The 17856-nt window shown below is 45.1% G+C and carries 16 protein-coding genes; 6 read left to right on the top strand and 10 right to left on the bottom strand.

Annotated features, from left to right (window positions below; genetic code table 11):
- Window positions 1–98: 98 nt before the first annotated feature.
- From ACLD71_RS04200 to ACLD71_RS04185, 4 genes are all read right to left on the bottom strand, one after another.
- Complete coding sequence (locus ACLD71_RS04200; protein WP_137674131.1) at window positions 99–1538, bottom strand: MBL fold metallo-hydrolase RNA specificity domain-containing protein; 1440 nt, start codon at window positions 1536–1538, stop codon at window positions 99–101.
- Between the two features lie 308 nt (window positions 1539–1846).
- Window positions 1847–2878, bottom strand: a complete 1032-nt coding sequence (locus tag ACLD71_RS04195) for a hypothetical protein (RefSeq protein WP_411993170.1) — start codon at window positions 2876–2878, stop codon at window positions 1847–1849.
- A gap of 164 nt (window positions 2879–3042) precedes the next feature.
- Entirely contained in the window at window positions 3043–4290 is a 1248-nt protein-coding gene (locus tag ACLD71_RS04190) for a methyl-accepting chemotaxis protein (RefSeq protein WP_161985177.1), read from the bottom strand.
- Between the two features lie 195 nt (window positions 4291–4485).
- Window positions 4486–6450 carry a bifunctional 2',3'-cyclic-nucleotide 2'-phosphodiesterase/3'-nucleotidase gene (locus ACLD71_RS04185; protein WP_411993168.1) on the bottom strand — a complete coding sequence of 655 codons (1965 nt, stop codon included), beginning with the start codon at window positions 6448–6450 and terminating at the stop codon, window positions 4486–4488.
- Between the two features lie 148 nt (window positions 6451–6598).
- Here ACLD71_RS04185 and ACLD71_RS04180 point away from each other — a divergent pair, with 148 nt between their 5' ends.
- Window positions 6599–7786, top strand: coding sequence for a potassium/proton antiporter (locus ACLD71_RS04180; protein ID WP_411993166.1), 1188 nt, complete (start codon window positions 6599–6601; stop codon window positions 7784–7786).
- Here the strand turns inward: ACLD71_RS04180 and ACLD71_RS04175 are convergent.
- Window positions 7773–8726, bottom strand: coding sequence for a LysR family transcriptional regulator (locus tag ACLD71_RS04175; protein WP_411993164.1), 954 nt, complete (start codon window positions 8724–8726; stop codon window positions 7773–7775). The genes ACLD71_RS04180 and ACLD71_RS04175 overlap by 14 nt on opposite strands.
- 94 nt (window positions 8727–8820) lie before the next feature.
- On the opposite strand from ACLD71_RS04175, the gene ACLD71_RS04170 reads away from it, so the two are divergent.
- The 5 genes from ACLD71_RS04170 (at window position 8821) to ACLD71_RS04150 (ending at window position 13954) form a co-directional block, all read left to right on the top strand.
- Window positions 8821–9996 (top strand): multidrug effflux MFS transporter, encoded by a 1176-nt coding sequence (locus ACLD71_RS04170; RefSeq protein WP_411993162.1) that lies wholly within the window; start codon window positions 8821–8823, stop codon window positions 9994–9996.
- A gap of 172 nt (window positions 9997–10168) precedes the next feature.
- Window positions 10169–11185, top strand: a complete 1017-nt coding sequence (locus ACLD71_RS04165) for an ABC transporter substrate-binding protein (protein ID WP_411993160.1) — start codon at window positions 10169–10171, stop codon at window positions 11183–11185.
- Between the two features lie 7 nt (window positions 11186–11192).
- Complete coding sequence (locus tag ACLD71_RS04160; protein ID WP_303511401.1) at window positions 11193–13019, top strand: sensor domain-containing diguanylate cyclase; 1827 nt, start codon at window positions 11193–11195, stop codon at window positions 13017–13019.
- Window positions 13020–13196: 177 nt separating this feature from the next.
- Entirely contained in the window at window positions 13197–13343 is a 147-nt protein-coding gene (locus tag ACLD71_RS04155) for a hypothetical protein (RefSeq protein WP_411993158.1), read from the top strand.
- Window positions 13344–13447: 104 nt separating this feature from the next.
- A complete protein-coding gene (locus ACLD71_RS04150) occupies window positions 13448–13954 on the top strand; it encodes a hypothetical protein (protein WP_303554265.1) in 507 nt (168 codons plus the stop codon).
- Here ACLD71_RS04150 and ACLD71_RS04145 read toward each other — a convergent pair whose 3' ends face one another.
- The 5 genes from ACLD71_RS04145 to ACLD71_RS04125 are packed head-to-tail and all read right to left on the bottom strand — an operon-like array spanning window position 13955 to window position 17847.
- Window positions 13955–14353: a hypothetical protein gene (locus ACLD71_RS04145; RefSeq protein WP_411993156.1), complete on the bottom strand. Its 399-nt coding sequence runs from the start codon at window positions 14351–14353 to the stop codon at window positions 13955–13957.
- Window positions 14350–14781: a YHS domain-containing (seleno)protein gene (locus tag ACLD71_RS04140; protein ID WP_411993154.1), complete on the bottom strand. Its 432-nt coding sequence runs from the start codon at window positions 14779–14781 to the stop codon at window positions 14350–14352. Before ACLD71_RS04140 ends, ACLD71_RS04145 begins: the two co-directional genes overlap by 4 nt.
- Window positions 14778–15569 (bottom strand): NRDE family protein, encoded by a 792-nt coding sequence (locus ACLD71_RS04135; RefSeq protein WP_411993152.1) that lies wholly within the window; start codon window positions 15567–15569, stop codon window positions 14778–14780. The genes ACLD71_RS04140 and ACLD71_RS04135 overlap by 4 nt, the downstream gene beginning before the upstream one ends.
- Window positions 15570–16082 (bottom strand): DinB family protein, encoded by a 513-nt coding sequence (locus ACLD71_RS04130; RefSeq protein WP_411993151.1) that lies wholly within the window; start codon window positions 16080–16082, stop codon window positions 15570–15572.
- Window positions 16066–17847, bottom strand: coding sequence for a lysophospholipid acyltransferase family protein (locus ACLD71_RS04125; protein WP_411993150.1), 1782 nt, complete (start codon window positions 17845–17847; stop codon window positions 16066–16068). Before ACLD71_RS04125 ends, ACLD71_RS04130 begins: the two co-directional genes overlap by 17 nt.
- Window positions 17848–17856: the final 9 nt, after the last annotated feature.

Raw genomic sequence — 17856 nt, 5'->3', positions numbered from 1 at the left:
AATTATCATTTAAGCTGGGGAAGGTCAACGTTAAACCTCTCACAACAGCCAATAACTGCTTGCTAACGCACCTTTTTACTAGGTAACACTTTTGTTCGCTAAGGCAACCAGACTAGCTCGGGTAGAGCGCCTAAATCTAACTTGTCACCTCGTTTGGCTGCGACTAAAGCCTGTGGCTGACAGGCCGGTGATTCCCGTATAGCATCAATAAGTCCTTGCTGAGCGCTGGTCTCGCCGTGCACTAATATTAATGGTGGAGAATCTACAAATTGTTGATACCAGCTAATTAACTCGGCTTGATCGGCATGGGCCGATAAACCGCCCACGGTATGTAATTTTGCGGCAACTTTTACAGGCTTACCGCGGATGGTGAGGTGGTCGGCACCATCAACTAACATACGCCCAGGTGTACTGATTGCCTGGTAGCCACAAATAATCACATCGCATTCGCTACGCCACAAATTGTGCTCTAAATGACAGCGGATCCGGCCGCCGTTACACATGCCACTGCCTGCAATAATGATTAAGCCTTTACTTACCTCGTTTAGCTCCATTGATTGCTCAGTACTTTGAATGAATTCTACATTGGACAACAGTGGATGTTCGCCAGGGTGCTGACGAGTGAAGCGTTTGAAGTCATCATCCATCACCGGATAATTGTTGATATACACTTTGGTTGCTTCAATCGCCATGGGACTGTCTAAGCAAATCTTCCAGCGTGATAAGTCCCATTGTTTGGCATAAAGATGGAATAAATACAGCAATTCTTGGGCGCGCCCTACCGAGAATGCGGGCAGTAGTATATTGCCTTGGCTGCCACTAATGGCGGCGGAAAATATCTGCTCCAACTCACTAATGGTATCGTCCCACGAGCGGTGGAAGCGATTGCCGTAAGTGCTTTCCATTAGCACCAAGTCGGCTTGCTCAATGGCTACAGGGTCATTCAAAATAGGCATGCCTTCTCGGCCTAAGTCACCGCTAAAGACGAGTTTTTTGCGAGTACCTATTTCACTTAGCCATAACTCAACAATCGCCGACCCTAGAATATGCCCGGCATCAGAAAGCCGCACACTGAGTTGCGGAAACAGCGCTACCTTTTCGCCATAATTTAGCGGCACAAATTGTTTTACGGTTTGTGCAACATCTTGGTCATCAAACAAGGCTTCAAGTTCGGGCAAGTTATTGCGAATACGCTTTTTGTTAAGCCTTTGAGTGTCTCGGGCTTGCAGCATTGCAGTGTCTTTAAGCATGATTTCGCAAAGTTCTGCCGAGGCTTTATGGGTGTATATAGGGCCGGTGAAACCCGCTTTGACTAGCTGGGGAATACGCCCAGAGTGATCGATATGAGCGTGGCTAAGAATGACCGCGTCGATGCTACTGGGATCAAAGGGGAAGTCTTGATAATTGCGCATAGCATCGGCTTTGCTGCCTTGAATAAGCCCACAATCTAATAATATTTGGTGTTGATCTAGCGTGAGTAAGTGACAAGAGCCGGTGACTTCTTCGGTGGCACCTAAAAACTGCAGAGTCATGGTCATGTTGGGTCCTCTTTTCAGTTCTTTGGCGTCTTATTTAGACGTCTTCACTGTAAGGATAGACCAGCGTTTGTGGGTATTTTGTGCGCCATAGCAAATCGTGACAGTTAGGGCTGAACGGATGGCTAATTATATATTGAATTAAAGATACTCACTAATTTCCCAAGAATATAGAAATGAGAAGTATTTGGCATACTCGGTCTCAAACCCTAGTGTTACTTTAAAAAGATACAATACTGTAATGAAAGAGTAAAAATGCAACTTAGATTACACAGTAGGTTGCGACCATATGCGACCTACTGTGCGGGAGGCTATCCTCCAAATCCAAAGAACTTCAGCAGTTCCTCTCCGCTCTGGCGAATACTAAAGTTTATTGCGTAATCATCCGAATCAGCTGGACCGAAATTAGCTTTTATACCAACCAGAAATGGCTTATCTTCAACCAGTAAATAGTGAGCATGAATGGAGTTTATCCAAGTATCCTTATATGTTCCAAATTCTTCTGCTTTAACACGATAATAACTTATTCTGCCTCTCGGGAGTGCATTGCTACCTTCCTCTATCTCATTGCTATACATGTTAAACTCTAAACCGTATCCCCAATAGGAGCTGAGTTCGTTTCCTGAGATAGCCTCTGCTCTGCTTCTAAAACCTCCAAGCCCTCCAAAAGATAGAGCGCCATCTGGGCCAGCTAAAAAATAACCAGGAGAGAAATTAAGTTTCAATTGTGCATCTACAGCGTCTGTTACATCATTAAAGCCAGTGGCGGTTGCACTGCCTTTATCTGTTGTTGTAGGTGTTTTTCCAAATCTAATTGAAGTTTCACCGTTAACTAACTGATCATCATCGCCAAGAAACTTTGGCTGCCAGCGACCATTTATTCTAAGGTCTACGATTGCCCCTGATTCACTAAGCCCTGTTGATTTTCCTTCATCATCATATCCATTTAGTCGTTGATACCCTAACTCAAAAGAACTTACATATCGTGATTTAGTTTTTGTACCGGTATCGCCAGAAGTTGAATAGTTTTCAATCTCTAGAATTACTGATTGAGTTAAACCTATATCCGTTTCTAAGGTCTTTATGCATTGGCTTAATTCGTACGCTGATTGCTTTTGTTTTTGTATAAGCTCAGAGGCTGTTGATTGCTTTACTCCAGACTGACATTCTATTTTTAGTTCACTTGAAGGTATGCTCGCGCTTAAACAGTTTTTTTCACTATTCTTAGAAAAGCAACTTTTTTTAATCATCGTTAGTTTTTCTGCTGGAATGTTGAAAGTTTGGCTGCTCGCCTGTCCGCACAAAGCTAAACTAGTTATTGCTATCATTGAAGTCCATTTCATATTTTTTTCCTATATATTAATTGATTGTTATCTCAATAAATTAATATATCAAATTGAATATTTTGCAAGTTAACGGAAACATTTTGAGTGCTAACTAGAGGACTTGGAAAACAGAAAAGGCTTAAGGTCATCTCTGAATTTAAGCCTTTTGAATAGCGTTAGGTTTACGCTTTTAATGTAGAAAGCTGACTATCAATTAACTTAGCCACTTGCGACAACTCAGTACTGATGGTTTCTATGTCATGCGCTAATGAGTTCTGTACGCCAGCCGCTTCGCCAATGCCGGTAATGTTGCGATTAATTTCTTCGCTGACTTGGCTTTGTTGTTCGGCAGCTGTTGCTACTTGAACGGCATTGTCGTTAATTGCGGTAATGCTTGCTACTACAGTGTGTAGCTGCTCGTAGCTGGCTTCAGTATCTACAGCGGTGGTGTTCACTTGCTCACGGCTAGTGGCAATTAAATCAACCGTTGCGTTCACGTCGCTTTGTAGGGCTTGAATGAGCTGATTAATCTCTTCAGTTGAGCTTTGTGTTCTACCTGCTAGGTTTCTCACTTCATCAGCAACAACTGCAAAACCACGCCCTTGCTCACCTGCTCGCGCTGCTTCAATCGCTGCATTCAGTGCTAATAAGTTGGTTTGCTCGGCAATGCCGCGAATGGTTTCTAGAATGCTATTAATGTCTTGGCTGCGTCCGGCCACTTTAGTGATACGTTCGCTAATGCCTTCCATGCTGGTGGATACACCGCGAATTTGCTCAACCGAGTTTTGAAACTCTTGCTGAGTTTTACTGAGCTGTTGTTCAGCTTGTTGGGCGTTATTGGCAGTGCCTTGAGCAAGGCCGGCAACATCGCTAGCCGTAGAAGACATTTCGTTTACGGCAGCGGCTACGTTGTCGGTATCGTTGCGTTGTAAACGGCTAGCTTCTCCGGCAGATTCTGCATTTTTAGCGAGAGTTTTTGAGCCTTCAGTGAGTTGGCCAGACTGCTGTTGCAGTTGGGTAATCATCAGGCGTAGCTTTTCAGTGAAGGCATTAAACTGCGTAGACATTTCAAGCAGTTCTTGGTGGCTTTGAATATCTAACTTTAAGGTTAAATCACCATCTTTGCCGGCAAGGTAGCCAATGCGACGCGTTATGGCGTTGAGTGGCTCCAAAAAGCCCTGCACAATACGAGATACAATAAATAGCGCGATGATTCCCACAACCGCAGAAATCATGATCATCTTGCCTTTTGCGTCAGCTGCCGTTTGGGCAAATAGTGCCTGCAATTCTGCAGCACTTAGCTGGCTAGCGGCTGCCGCTTGTTCGGCACTGAGCGAGGCTCCGCCAAACATTAACATGCTGGTTAACACAACAATAAATAATACAGTGATACTGATAAGTAGTTTAAATTTAAACGACAGATTCGCCATTCTGATCCTCCGTGAATGCGTCTGCGGATACAATCGCATACTTTTGAATTTTGCGCTCTATTTTCCTTGGATATTGTTGATGAACAAGCAAAAAAGTTCAGTTTTAGATGCCGCGCAGTGAGCGATATCTAAAACTGTTGGCATAGTAGGGTAAAACCGCGGCCTAACGGGTTAAGCTGCTGGCCGCAACCTTGATTAAGGATGGCTTTGTAAATCGATTTGATAGAGGGCAAATCCGCTATCATCTAAGCCGACTCTCTGCATCGGATAAATAGCGTTATCCGCGATAAACTTGGTGGCTTTGTCGCTGGGCGAGGTTTCGAAAAAGATGTTTATTTTGGCTTTACTTTTTGACTGCAAGGGCGCAAATGTCCAGTTGTTATCCGCAGTAGGGTTTATTTCCCCTTGGCTTTTGCTCACTCGACTAATGTAATTGGCCAATACGGTGCGGTTTTCATCGGGGGCTTGAATCACTACTTTATCTTCGCCGGTGCCTGCAAAGCCTCCGCTATAGGCGCGGTAGTTGTTAGTGGCAATTAAAAACTGCTGTGAAGGGTCAATCGCTTTGCCTTGATAAGTAAGTTGTTTAATCCGCTCAGACTGAGGATTAAACGGTTTGCAATCGGCGTCAAAGCGCGCTGGCTGGCTCACATCAATTTGGTAATTGACTCCATCAATCACATCAAAGTTATAGGTTCTAAACTCGCCCCAGTTAATTAAGGCTTGCGGGGTGGCTTGCATTGGGTCTATTTGATTAAATTGTCCGGCTGAACATTCAAGCCAGTCTTTAACCTCTGCTCCGCTTACTTTAAGTACCACCAGAGTATTAGGGTAAAGATATAAGTCGGCGGCATTTCTAACGGTAAGCTCGCCGGCTTCCACCTCAGTGTAATTACTTGGGTCGTTTTTTCGCCCTCCAGCTTTAAATGGCGCCGCAGCAGATAACACCGGTAAGTCGGCTAAGTCTGGGTCACCTTGAATCAATGTTTGCACGTAATCGGTTTGTGCTAGGTTAACAATTTGAATGGTTGGGTCGTCTTGCACTAAGGCCAAGAAGCTGTACATCAAATCACTCGACTTGCCCAAAGGTTGATTAACATAATCACGAGTGGCTTGATGATCGGACGCCACCGCGGCAACAATTTTAGGGTCTGGTTTAGCGAGGGCTTGCTGGCTGCTGTTATCAAAAATAGGCCGATTGAACGATTGGCTTTTGCTAACTTTCCAACCGCTTTCGGTGTGTGTTAACTCTAAGTCGATAATGCCCACATGGCTGCCCCAGCGACCAGGCATTACCGCAGCCACTCCATTAATAGTGCCAAGTTGGTTGTCTACTCCTGGTAAGTTATCAAAGCCTTTACCTGGAAATACGCTGTGGGCATGGCCGAAGGCAATAGCGTCTATATTGGGGACTTCAGAAAGATAATAGACCGAGTTTTCTGCCATCAGTTTATACGGGTCGGTAGATAAACCTGAGTGAGGAATCGCGACAATAATATCGGCTCCCTCTGCTTTCATTTTTGGCACCCAAAATTCGGCACTTTGCTTAATGTCTTGAGCGCTGACTTTTCCTTCTAAGTTAGCTTTATCCCAAATCATAATTTGCGGCGGCACAAAGCCGATGTAACCAATCTTCAGTGCTTGAGCTTGGCCAGCCTTATCGTTAAAGCTATAGCTTTTAATCAAGTAAGGGGAGAAGTAGTTTTGCTGGTTGTCACTTCGAATAACATTGGCGTTAATATAGGGGAAAGTAGCGCCACTCAAGGCTTTGTCCAAAAAGGCTAAGCCATAGTTAAACTCATGATTACCGATATTACCCACCTCGTAATTTAAGGTATTCATGGCTTTGTAAACCGGATGAACTTGCTGCTTATTCAAGCCCCTATTGGCAATGTAGTCACCCATAGGGCTACCTTGTATTAAATCGCCATTATCCACCAATACACTGTTAGCGACTTCTGCTTGTGCTTGTTTCACTAAGCTAGCAGTGCGAACTAAGCCAATTTTTGCCGAGGGTTTGTCTTTGTAATAATCAAAATCCATCACATTGGCGTGAATGTCGGTGGTTTCAATGATCCGCAGTGTTAAGGTTGAATCGTGGGCATGGGCACTGATTGATAAAAATAGGCTGGAAAAAACTAAAAATTTTAAACCCTGCATGATGACTCCATGGTTATAAACTAAGTAATAAAATAAACCATAGCAGACCCAACTAAGTGTTGTGTCTCATTGCGTTGTTAAAGTGTATTTGCAGTACTAATTCAAAGTCTTAGCTATGCTAAAATAGTGCAAAATTTTTGGAGTTGCCATGCCCTACCAGTTGGTTTTACTTGGCCTCGCCGGCTTGATTGCCGTAGGCATTTTATTACACCACCCCTCGCGTACTTTGGGTATTCCCTCGTTGCTGATTTTTATGGGGGTAGGTTTGTCGATTGGTAACGGTGAATTCAACTTTGTTTACGACAACTTGCAAGTGACTTCATTGGTGGGGTCATTTGCGCTGAACATTATTGTGTTTGTTGGTGGCATTAATACTCCAATAAGCAATATTAAGCTGGCGTATAAAGAAGGCGGAGTGTTATCTACGCTGGGCGTGCTGTTTACCTCATTTATTTTTGCGATTATCTTTCACTTAGTTAGCGACTACGACTTTGTATACTGTTTGTTGTTTGCTGCGGTGGTGTCCTCTACCGATGCAGCGGCAGTGTTTTCTATTCTTGAATCAAAAAAGCTCAAACTTAAAGAAAGTACCGATACGGTGCTGGAGTTTGAATCGGCCACCAATGACCCGGTGGCACTGATTATGGTAGTGATTCTTACGGGCTTGTCGTTAGCGCCTGATAGCGGTGTATCGGCCCTAGAAATAAGCCAAACCTTAACTCTGCAAATTGTTGGCGGCCTCACCATTGGTTATGTAGTGGGTAAATTATGTGTTATTGCTCTGCGCCAAATTAGCTTGCAAGAATACGGATTGATTCCAGTCTTTGTATTAGCCTGTTTCATTCTGGCGGCCTATGGCAGCGAATTAGCGGGCGGTAATATTTTGGTGGCATCGTATGTTGCTGGTGTAGTGATTGGTAATGGTTTGAAGCGAGGAAAAGAAGTAAATAAACACTTCTTTAATAGTGTGTCTTGGCTGGCACAAGCCATCATGTTTATTATCTTGGGCTTGCAGATCTTCCCTCAACAGTTGCTTGAGGTGGTATGGCTAGCCCTTATCCCTAGTGTGTTGCTCATGTTGGTAGCAAGGCCGCTAGCTGTGCAGCTTTGCTATTTACCTTTTACCAAAGCGTCTTGGAAAAAGCGTTTGTTTATTTCCTCCATTGGTTTGAAAGGGGCCACTCCAATTGTGTTTGCCCTCATCCCAGCCGCCGCTGGAGTAGAAGGTGCTTTAGAGATGATGCACATGGTGTTTTTTGTGGTCCTCTATTCGGTATTTATCCAAGGCGCAGCCATTGAACCCTTGGCTAAGAAGTTAAAACTTAACCAGGATTAACGGGCTTGGTGGTTTTGCTGCAATGCTCAATAATGAATTGACGTAACCAGCGATGTGCTTGGTCGTGCTCTAAATGTTGCGGCCAAGCCAGTAGATAGCTAAACGGCGCCATTACTACCGGTAAGGGCAACATGGTGAGCTGGTGAGTATCCATCACTTCAGTGGCGAAGCTGCGGGTACAGGTAAACACTAAATCACTGGATTTACATAACAAGGATGCTGCAAAAAAATCCGCAGTAAGAGTGCTGTTTTCAATGTGTAAGCCTTGGTCGGCCAAGACACTGTGTAATAACCAACGGTCGCCCACTTCACATTCACAATTTACATGCGCTTGCGCTAAATAGATCTGCAAGTTCCATGGTTTTTGTAGCACTGGGTGGTTGTTGCGAACTAAGCATACATGGTCTTCGGTAAACAGTTCTACGGTTTGCAGTTGCTCGGGGATTTGTCGCGTTTGAAAGGTACTAGGGGCGCGTTCATCGTTGTCTCGAGCAATAATCGCAAGATCAAATTCACCCTTAATTAAGCCATCAATACTGTCACTGTCTAAACGGTGAGTATCGAGTTTTAAGCCCGGTGCTTGTTGCATTAATTTGCCAAAAAAGCGCGGCAGTAAAGTAGTAAAACAAGTTTCGTTCAAGCAACAACGAAAGTTTCGTTGGCTGGAACTTGGTTCAAAACCTTCCGCTTCAATCATGTCATTGGCGCTTTGCAGCCATTGCCTCAGTTTGGGTTCAAGGCTACGCACTCGCGGCGTGGGGCTTAATCCTCCGGCATGGCGAACAAATAGTGGGTCGTTAAGTTGTTGTCTTAACTTAGCTAATTGCTTGCTAACGGCAGATTGGGTGAGGAATAGTTTTTCTGCCGCGCGCGATACACTTTGCTCTTCTAGCAAGGTGAGTAACACTCGCAGTAAATTTAGGTCATATTGCGGTGACATAATATTCCTTTAGCGACTTAGGCTGAATCCAAACTATCATTATCATTCATATTACTGCAGTTCTACAATATTCAGCTAGAACTAGGAGTGATTAATGCGTTTGTCTAACCCTTTACCCATATTCATGCTAATGGTGCTGTTTTCTCCCTTAGCTATCGACATCTTTTTGCCTGCTATACCGGAAATGGCCGAAGCCTTTAATGTGCCGGTGGCGTGGATAGCGCAAACCATTCCGGTATTTTTGTTTGCTTTTGGCATTGGTCAGCTATTTGTGGGGCCTTTAGCGGATCGCTTTGGCCGCCGACCCATCGCCTTAGTCGGTGCGCTGCTTTACCTGGTTACCTCCGCACTTGCAGCGCTAGCCAACAGTTATGAAGTATTAATGCTTGCTCGCTTGGGCCAAGGCATTGCGGCCAGTTGTTTATCGGTGGCTGCATTTGCTGGAGTACGTGACCACTTTGGCGCTGAGCGCTCCAAAAGTATGTTTAGTTATCTCAATGGTGTGATTTGCATCGTGCCAGCACTAGCACCTTTGTTGGGTGGCGTGTTAACTCATTGGTGGTCTTGGTCGGCTAACTTTTGGTTCATGGTGGGTTTTGCCGTGTTGGTGTTTTTGAGCATGCTGCTGGGATTGAAAGAAACCAAACCACAAAGTGATACTTTTAGTGGGCGTTTGTATTCACTAAGCCGTTATAGCAGCGTATTGCGGGTGGCCAGTTTTCGTTTTTATTCGTTATTGGTGATGCTAGGCATGGCAATGATCATCGCTTATGTGTCTCAATCACCTAGCCGTTTAATGGTGGATATGCAGCTCTCAAGCAGTGATTACGCCTTTTGGTTTGGTAGCAATGCGGCGATTAACATCGTTGCCGCATTTATAGCGCCGCAAGTGATTAAGTGGCTTGGCCAAACAGTGGGCTTGTGGCTTGGGGCAAGTTTGATGGCTGGTGCGGCAGTCGCCTTGGTGCTGGCACAAAGCATTTTGCATCCCTTGGCGTTTATGGCACCGGTATTTGTATCAAGCATTGGTTTTTGTTTATTAATCGCAGTAGGAACGGGCAGCGCTTTAGCGCCGTTTGGCAATAAAGCGGGTACTGCGTCTGCGTTGCTGGGTTTTATTCAAATGACTGGCTCTGCCTGTTTAGTGGGCATATTAGGCGTGAGTGGATTAGCCAGTAGCGAACAGCTAGCCTTGTTAATGGCCTTACCTTGCGTATTGATGTTTGCTGGTTTGTTTGGCTCACCACTAAATAATCAGGCTTACAAATAGTTATTTGAATTTGTTGAGTTATTTGTTTAAAAGCGCCACTTGGCGCTTTTTGCGTTTATTAAGGTGGTTAGGGCGAGTTTTAACAAACTAAACAGGCTAAATCCGCAGGGTGGTTTATAGTTTTAACTAAGCAAAACCAATACTTGCTGGTTGCCTTAATTTGAAAAGAAACGTGGTTATTTTATTGTTAGTGTTTTGCCCGTTGGTATGGGGGCAAGGCTCTGTGGTGTTTTTAAACCCAGGTAAAGCCGATGAAAGTTTTTGGCAGGACGTAGACACCTTTGCAGCCGTTGCCGCTAAACAGCTGGACATAGATTTACAAACTTTTCACAGTGAACGTAATCACTACTCTAAGCTCAAGCATATTGAATGGATGATTGAGAACCAGCAATTACCCGACTATTTAATGTTAGTAAACGAGCACCAAGCCTTGCCGCGTATGCTTAGTTTGTTAGAAGGGCATGCGGTTTATGTGGTCGTGATATTAAACGATTTAGATGAAGAACAGCTGGCCTTGCGCAAGCTAAATCCACATTGGCAAAAATACTTATTAAGTAGCCTAGTCCCTAACAACTACGCGATTGGCTATGCGACCGCTCAAGCCATGCATGCTGCCGCGGAGGGAGGCGGTGATGCAGTGATTATTTCCGGTGACAAGGCCACTCCCGCCTCCGTGGCCAGAGAAGCGGGGGCAGAGGCGTTTTTTCTGCAGCAAACATCGATCAATATGCGCCAAATTGTTTATGGGCAATGGGACGAACAACGTAGCTACTACCAAACCAAAGTGTTATTGCAGCGTTATCCGCAGCTACGTTTTTTGTGGACGGCCAACGACCACATGGCATTTGGCAGCCTGAAAGCCATTAAAGAAGCGGGTAAGCAAGCAGGAAAAGATATATTTGTTGGCACCGTGAATACCTCAGCAAAAGCCTTAGAGCTGCGTGAAACTGGCGAGATAAGTGCCTTAGGCGGTGGCCATTTTAGTGCTGCAGGCTTAGCCTTAAATCTTATCTATTTACATCAGTTGGGCAAACCTATTCCAGCTACCGTTAATTCTAATATGTTTCAACTACTGGTTCCGGGAACCCAGGAGTACCAGCAATTGAAAGACAAAAACTGGAGCGATATCTCCTTTGATACCTTGTTGCTAGAACGGGACAAGTCTTTTAATTTCCCCGTCGTGCAATGAGGTGACTATGGTGAAAGGTTCTTTCAAGCTACACACTCCCATTGCCAAAAGATTACTCATTTTAATCGTGGGGGCCAGCACCCTATTTGCGCTGGTCTCGGTGGCAGTGCAACTTGCTTTCAATTTTTCTGGTGCGGTGAAAAATGCAGAGCGGTGGGTTGATGAATACAATCAAGCCAATATGGCGGCCATAGAACGGGCTATTTGGGATGTAGACTATCAGCTATTAGATGAGTTACTGCAGGGGTTTGTTCAGCAGCAATATGTTGCCACGGTTAACCTTAGCTCCGGCGATGGCATTAGTTTGAGTATTGGAGATGCCAATTTAAACCAAAAATTCTACGTTTATATGCTTAGTTACCGTGAACGAGATATTGGCCAATTAACCGTTGGTTTAGACTTGTCGTTAATAAAGCAAGACATCGCCGAACAAGCCTTGGTGATACTGTTAACTAACGGCTTAAAAACCTTTTTGATGAGCCTGATTATATTGCTTTTGCTTGGGCGCTTAGTGACAGGCGACTTACGCCGTTTGGCTGAGGCGGCCGATCAAATATTTACCGAAGAGCAACAAATAGTGCAATTGCCTAGCAAGCTGATTCAGCGTAATGATGAAATTGGTTTAGTGGCCAGCTCAATGCAGCAATTGCAGCAACGTTTGCAACGTGGTTTAGATGCCCGGCTAGAAGCCGAGCAACAGCTTCATCAGCACCGTCAAATATTAGAGGAAACCGTAGAACAACGTACCGCACTGTTAAATTGGCAAACCGAAGCTAACCAGTTGCTGTCTGAGATATCACTATCATTTCTTAATCAAACCCCAAGAAACTCTAAAGCCCTATTGCAGCGCGCAACGTCGGCGATTGGCAGTTTGTTCTCAGTGGAGCGAGTGGTGATATTAGAGTTTGAACGCCAGCAGGCTATTTACCGAGACGTATGGAGTGTGCCCGGCCATTTAGCGCCAATAGAGCCGATAGATCTAAGCCAGTTAAGTGAACTTAAGCGGCGTTTAGTGAATGTTGCGCCGATTGTTGTGAACGATGTAGAGAAGATTAAGCGCCAAGCTAAAGAAGAATATAAGCTGCTTAAACAGCATGGTATTAAGTCGTTTGCCGGTTTTCCGTTAAGTGATGGCAACAAAGCCTTTGGCCTGCTTAATTGTGTCAGTTTGAGTTACTGCGCGCTGTGGGACGACCACCAAATTGCACTACTTGGGCAGTTTGCCGCGGCAATTAGTGGTTTGTTAATTCAAGAGAAAAATGCCTTAGCCATGGCGCGACTACAAAACGAGTTACTGCAAGTGAATGAGCGCTTGCAAGTATTAGCAGAAACCGACGAACTCACTGGCTTGGTGAATCGCCGACCGTTTAAACGGGAATTAAACCGCGCTATTGCTAGTGCTAGGCGTCATCGCTCGCAAATTGCAGTAATGATGGCCGATATTGATTACTTTAAAGCCTATAACGACCGCTATGGTCACCTGCAAGGTGATGAGGCCTTAAAGCTGGTAGCTAAAGCGCTATCTTCGGTAGTTAAACGTAGTGAAGATTGTGTGGCGCGAGTCGGTGGGGAAGAGTTTGCTATATTGCTCTCCGATGTTAATCAGCAAGATTTGCCGCAAATGGCAGAGCGGATAGTACAAGAGGTATCGGCGCAAAATATTGAGCACCAAGGCTCGCAGATTTCTGAAGTATTAACCATTAGCCTTGGCGGTATATTGGTGGAGCCAGATGATGTGCTGGACCCAACCAACTTACTGGAAATGGCCGATACATGTTTGTATAAAGCCAAGCACCAAGGGCGCAATAGAGCGGTGCTTGACCTCGACGTATAGCGACTCTGTTTCAGTTCAAAATTCCTACAATTACTTCTTCTATCTTGATACTTGTTGTTACTGATCATGGTCTTAGCTGATCTGATGATTCATGGGTAAAGCGGTGAGCTTGGTCGCATCTATTGGCGAACAATTTTACAACAATGGGTCACTATAGCGTGTTGCAAGGAGAGGAAGATGAACGAACGTTTATTACGGGTTCTCGCGTTAAGTATTGTGTTAAGTAAATACATCGGCATTTTTATTGTGACGGGTTTAGCGCTTAGTTCTGCGGTCCTGGCGGCAGAACTGATGCTTTTCTTGGGTATGGAAAGCCAAGAGTAACGGGCTTATTACGCAGGCTAGCCACTTAGTAGCTTGTTTATCAGTTAATTGGCGTATATGTTTTATACTATAAATATTGGCTGACTAGGAGTGAGTGCCTGCGTATGAGTCATACCAAATTTTTAAAATTAGCCATTACGGCTTATGTCATCTGTGCTTTACTGGCATTTTTGGCGACGGCTTTTAGTGGCGCTTATGCCGATAATTTGCTGCTGCAACGGATTTGGATATTTCCGCTACGTTTTGAATTCGCCTTAGTATTACTGTTTCTAAGCCTCATCGCTGCGTATTCCTTGCTGCATAATAGTTTTCATGGTCGCTTGATGTTGACCGGCGTAGCGGTGGTACACATTCTCAATATGATTTTTGCTACCAGCTTAGTGGAGTCAGCCTTTGCTGCTTTGTTAAGTACCGCCAGTATGCTGAGTTTGGGTTTGCTGCTGTATGTAGCATGGACCAACCCTCAATCTCATAAAGTTAAGCGTTTACAGGCCTATCAGCAGCAACGCCGCAGAGCCAAAGAAGAGCAAGACAAAATAGATTTTGCGTATTTGAACCCGGTCATCCCGCCGCCAGAGCATGAGGCTAAAAAATCCCAACACGAGCAGTAATTACTCTGGCTTCGGTGCCTGTAATTGCTGGCAATAACTCCATAAATACAAACTGCCAATCGCTAACCCAGGTAAAATAGCCTCGACTAAGTCGGGTGTTTTTTGCCAAGTATGTAATACCACCGGAATGGCCAACATCACCAACCAACTTACCGACATGGCAGACCAGCGCACCGTTTGACTAAAGCCCCACCGCAGTAACATCCATTTAGCAATAAAGCTTATTAGCCAAGTAGAAACGAAAGCATAACTGCCTTGCACTAAACCGGCTTTAAGCGCCACGCCATTGCCATGTTCGCTATTAACAAAAGCGGCCCAAGCGCCGTATACCAAGGCGGCTAACAGCGCTATTTGCCAAGGACTTAGCTGGTTAACTAGCTGGCGGTAGCGTTCAATCATTCTATAACGCTTGGCCAGTTGTTATCGGCGCTTTGGATATAGTCATCGCGTTTGGCTAGCCATTTTTCTTGCACACTAGCGTTGTAATTGAGGTAAAGCTTGCCGTCTAGCACGGTGAATTGCTCTGGTTCAATGCTGGCTGTTTTACCTTTGGCCACTGCGTAGGCGCAATAACCTCCATATTGCGGAGCATATTTTTCAGGCTCGGCGCTAAACTTAGCTAAGTTGTCGGCGCTGCTAAAGCGCCAAGTCGCCCCTTGCCATTCATATTCAAAGCTTTCTTTACCTTCTACGGGTTTGTTTTCGGTGAAGTAGGCCACACTGTCGTAACCCTTTATCGCTAGGTTATTAAACCAAGGAGTGTAAATGGGGTCGGCGGCAAAACTGTAACCAGAAACAAACAAAAGCGCTAATAGCAGTTTTCTCATGATGATACCTCTTCGCTGAATATGCGGTTAAGCAGTGAATATTGATGGTGTTGTTTATCTAGCGCTGTAACGAGTGGCTTAGCGTTGGCTTGGTGAAGCTGCTCTCGCCATATCTGTAAGCTCGCCTCGGGGTAGTAATTAAGCTCGCTGGTGTGTGAGCTAAGTACTACCTGACAAATACTTTTACTGTGGGCATCTTCGCGATCCATTAATACTGAGTGATCGCGATTATCCCGACATTGTTGTAGGTGAATATCTTGCAGCACGGCGCCGGCGCTGCGGGTTTGGGTAGTGTGTAGCCATTGTTCAAAGCGTTGTTTACGAATTGCCAATACTTGCTCGGTATTGAGGGCAGACGAACTTAACTGAAAGGCTGCTTGTTTGATATGAGTTCGACTGAGCAGCTGACCATTCCAGGTGAAATGCTCACTCGTGTTATTGGCCACTAACACTAGATCAAAAGGGTTATAGCCCTGGTAGCATTGCTCTGCTAAATGTTCACTTACTTTGCTTGGCGCGCCAAGTAATAAGGCCTGAGGGATGATTTGCCCACGGGTAGGCGCAGGGATATGTTGTGGATCTTGGTAGCGATTGAGTAAGGCTAGCACCACACCATGGTTATTAATGCCAAACCACGTTCCCCCTGCTTGGCCGTCTACCGGATAGATGGTCTCGGTCAGCGCTGAAGCTTGTTGTTTTAAACCTGCTTCATGGCGCGAGCGAGCTTCATCGCGATTCATGGTGACAAGGGTGCGCTCATTAAGGCGCAACACGCTAAGCGTACACATTTAAGAACCCTGTTGGCGCAAGTAACTGGCAGTGCTAGGGGCAATGCCCATGTTCTCGTCTACCAATAGACCAAGCTCTTTGGCGACTAACTTGGCGTAAGCCACATGGTGCACAGTATGATTGATGAGATAACAAAGCTCGCGACTTAGGCTGCTATCAAACTGCATACTTTGTTGCTGCTTTAGCGAAATCTCTGATTCCACTTTAATCGCCTGCTCATCAATTGCCGATTGTGTATGCAAAAACCAGTTCGATAGCTGCTGAATTAACTGCAGCGCAAGGCTAGGGTTATTTTCAATATCACTATCTCGATGGCGAGTATTGTAATCAATACTGCCTTTATCAAGACCTTGTTGTAGCGCTAAAAAATGATCCAGTATATGTCGTACATGGCGACCAATGCCCGACTCACTATGCATGGAAGGCTGGTTATAGAGTGTTCCTTCACTCGCTTCTACTAGTTGCTGCACTTGTTGAAGTGCGTCTACGGTAGCCTCACGCAGCTGCTTCATTTTTTCTCCATTTACTTAAAAATATCTTGCTACCAGTTTGACCGAGGTAACGGCGTAAATATTTCTCGGGGGTTTTTCTTAGATCAACAATAATCAAACCGTCTAAAGATTGGTTAAAGCTGTTATTCACTGAGAAACAGACAAAGCGGCCATTTAGAGCCAAATAATGGCGAAGTAAAATAGGGATCGATTTTCCCGGCTCACATTGGCCGACCAGCTTGTTTAATATGGCTATGTTACTTAACGACGCCAGGACTTTGCTGGTCCACACCTTGCCTTTTACCTTAAGGGGCACAATGGGTTTTACGTCATTTAAATACCGTTGTTCGGCACGAAATGCAGAGATCATTGAGTCTGAAATAAAGGCTTGAGCGAGCTCGGAGTGCTCTTGAGATATGCTCACACAGCCAAACAAGGTGTGGTATTGCGGATTTTTAGCCACGTAATGGCCAATGCCTTGCCATAACAAATCCAGTGCTCGAGGATGACGCTGATATTTAGGTACAACAAACGAGCGGCCCATTTCTAAGCAATCACCCATCCGTTTTAAATAGTTTTGATCAAAGTCGTAAAGCGAACGGCTGTACAAGGCGTTAATGCCATGTTTTTCTACCACTTCATTGGCGTGACCGAGTCGGTATCCTCCCACCAAGCAGTGAGTGTCGTTATCCCACACAAATAAATGTAGATAGTGAGGATCGAACTGGTCACTATCTAGATTTTTACCGGTACCTTCGCCAGCGGCTCTAAAGGTGACCTCACGCGCTAAGGCTATCTCGTCCATAATTGGGCCAAGCCGTTGGTAGGGGGCACAGTAAACGGTAAAATTACGATGAGTCACCAATGCACAATCTTCTAATGTGTCTAGCTGGTCGCGTAAGTTTTGTCGGCCATTGGGTAAACATTCCACTAAGTGCAGCGGAGGATGTTTAGGGAGGACTTTAGCTTGAGGGTTGAGCGGTAAACTCAGCAAGTCGGTGGCTACGCGAAGGTAGTCTGTGACCGCTTGTTCATCACTTAAGTTTTGGTAATCTTTGGGTTTTATTAACTCGCCAATTTGCATGGTAAATTCACGGCCGCGTTTGTTTATCAACTCACGTGGTAGCATCGCGGTACGTAGGCGGCGATGTATTAAACCCGCTAAATAAAATAACTTAGAATTACGGCCACTTACAAAACAGGGCAATACATGCGCTTTATAACGTTTTGCTAAACGGCCCACCAAATTGTTCCAGTCACGGTCTTCAATCTGGCCATTTTCAGTATTAATCGCCGACACCATGCCTGCTGGGTAGATCATTAATGCGCCGCCTTTAGAAAGGTGCTGGCAAGACACTCTAATCCCACGGGCATTTTTCTTGGCGGCTTTTTCTGACAGCACATCTACGCCAATAAACAAGTCTTCAAATTCAGGAATATTCGCCAGTAACTCATTAGTGAGTACTTTTAAGTCGGGGCGTACTTGCAACAATAATTCGCTCATGGCAACGCCTTCTAAACCACCCAGTGGGTGATTAGCCACAATTAACAGCGGGCCTTGTTGCGGTATGTCTTTTAGTACCTCTGGGTTGTTGGCCAGTAATGAAAAATCTAAACAGCGCATGGTGTGACGTAAGAAATGTAAGGCAGTATTGCCATCATCTGCAAAACGAGGGCGCTCATCGTAGTGCTTGGCTAGTTGGCTTAGTGCCAAGCCTTTTTCAATGATGCGTGCTAGCCACTGCGGGCGCATACTGAGCCGAAAGGGATTTTTCTTATTCTGCATGGATTACTC

The organism is Agarivorans sp. DSG3-1 (assembly GCF_046774965.1).
Taxonomy (GTDB): domain Bacteria; phylum Pseudomonadota; class Gammaproteobacteria; order Enterobacterales; family Celerinatantimonadaceae; genus Agarivorans.
The sequence above is the reverse complement of the archived record's forward strand: the minus strand, read 5'-3'. Positions and strand labels throughout refer to the sequence as shown.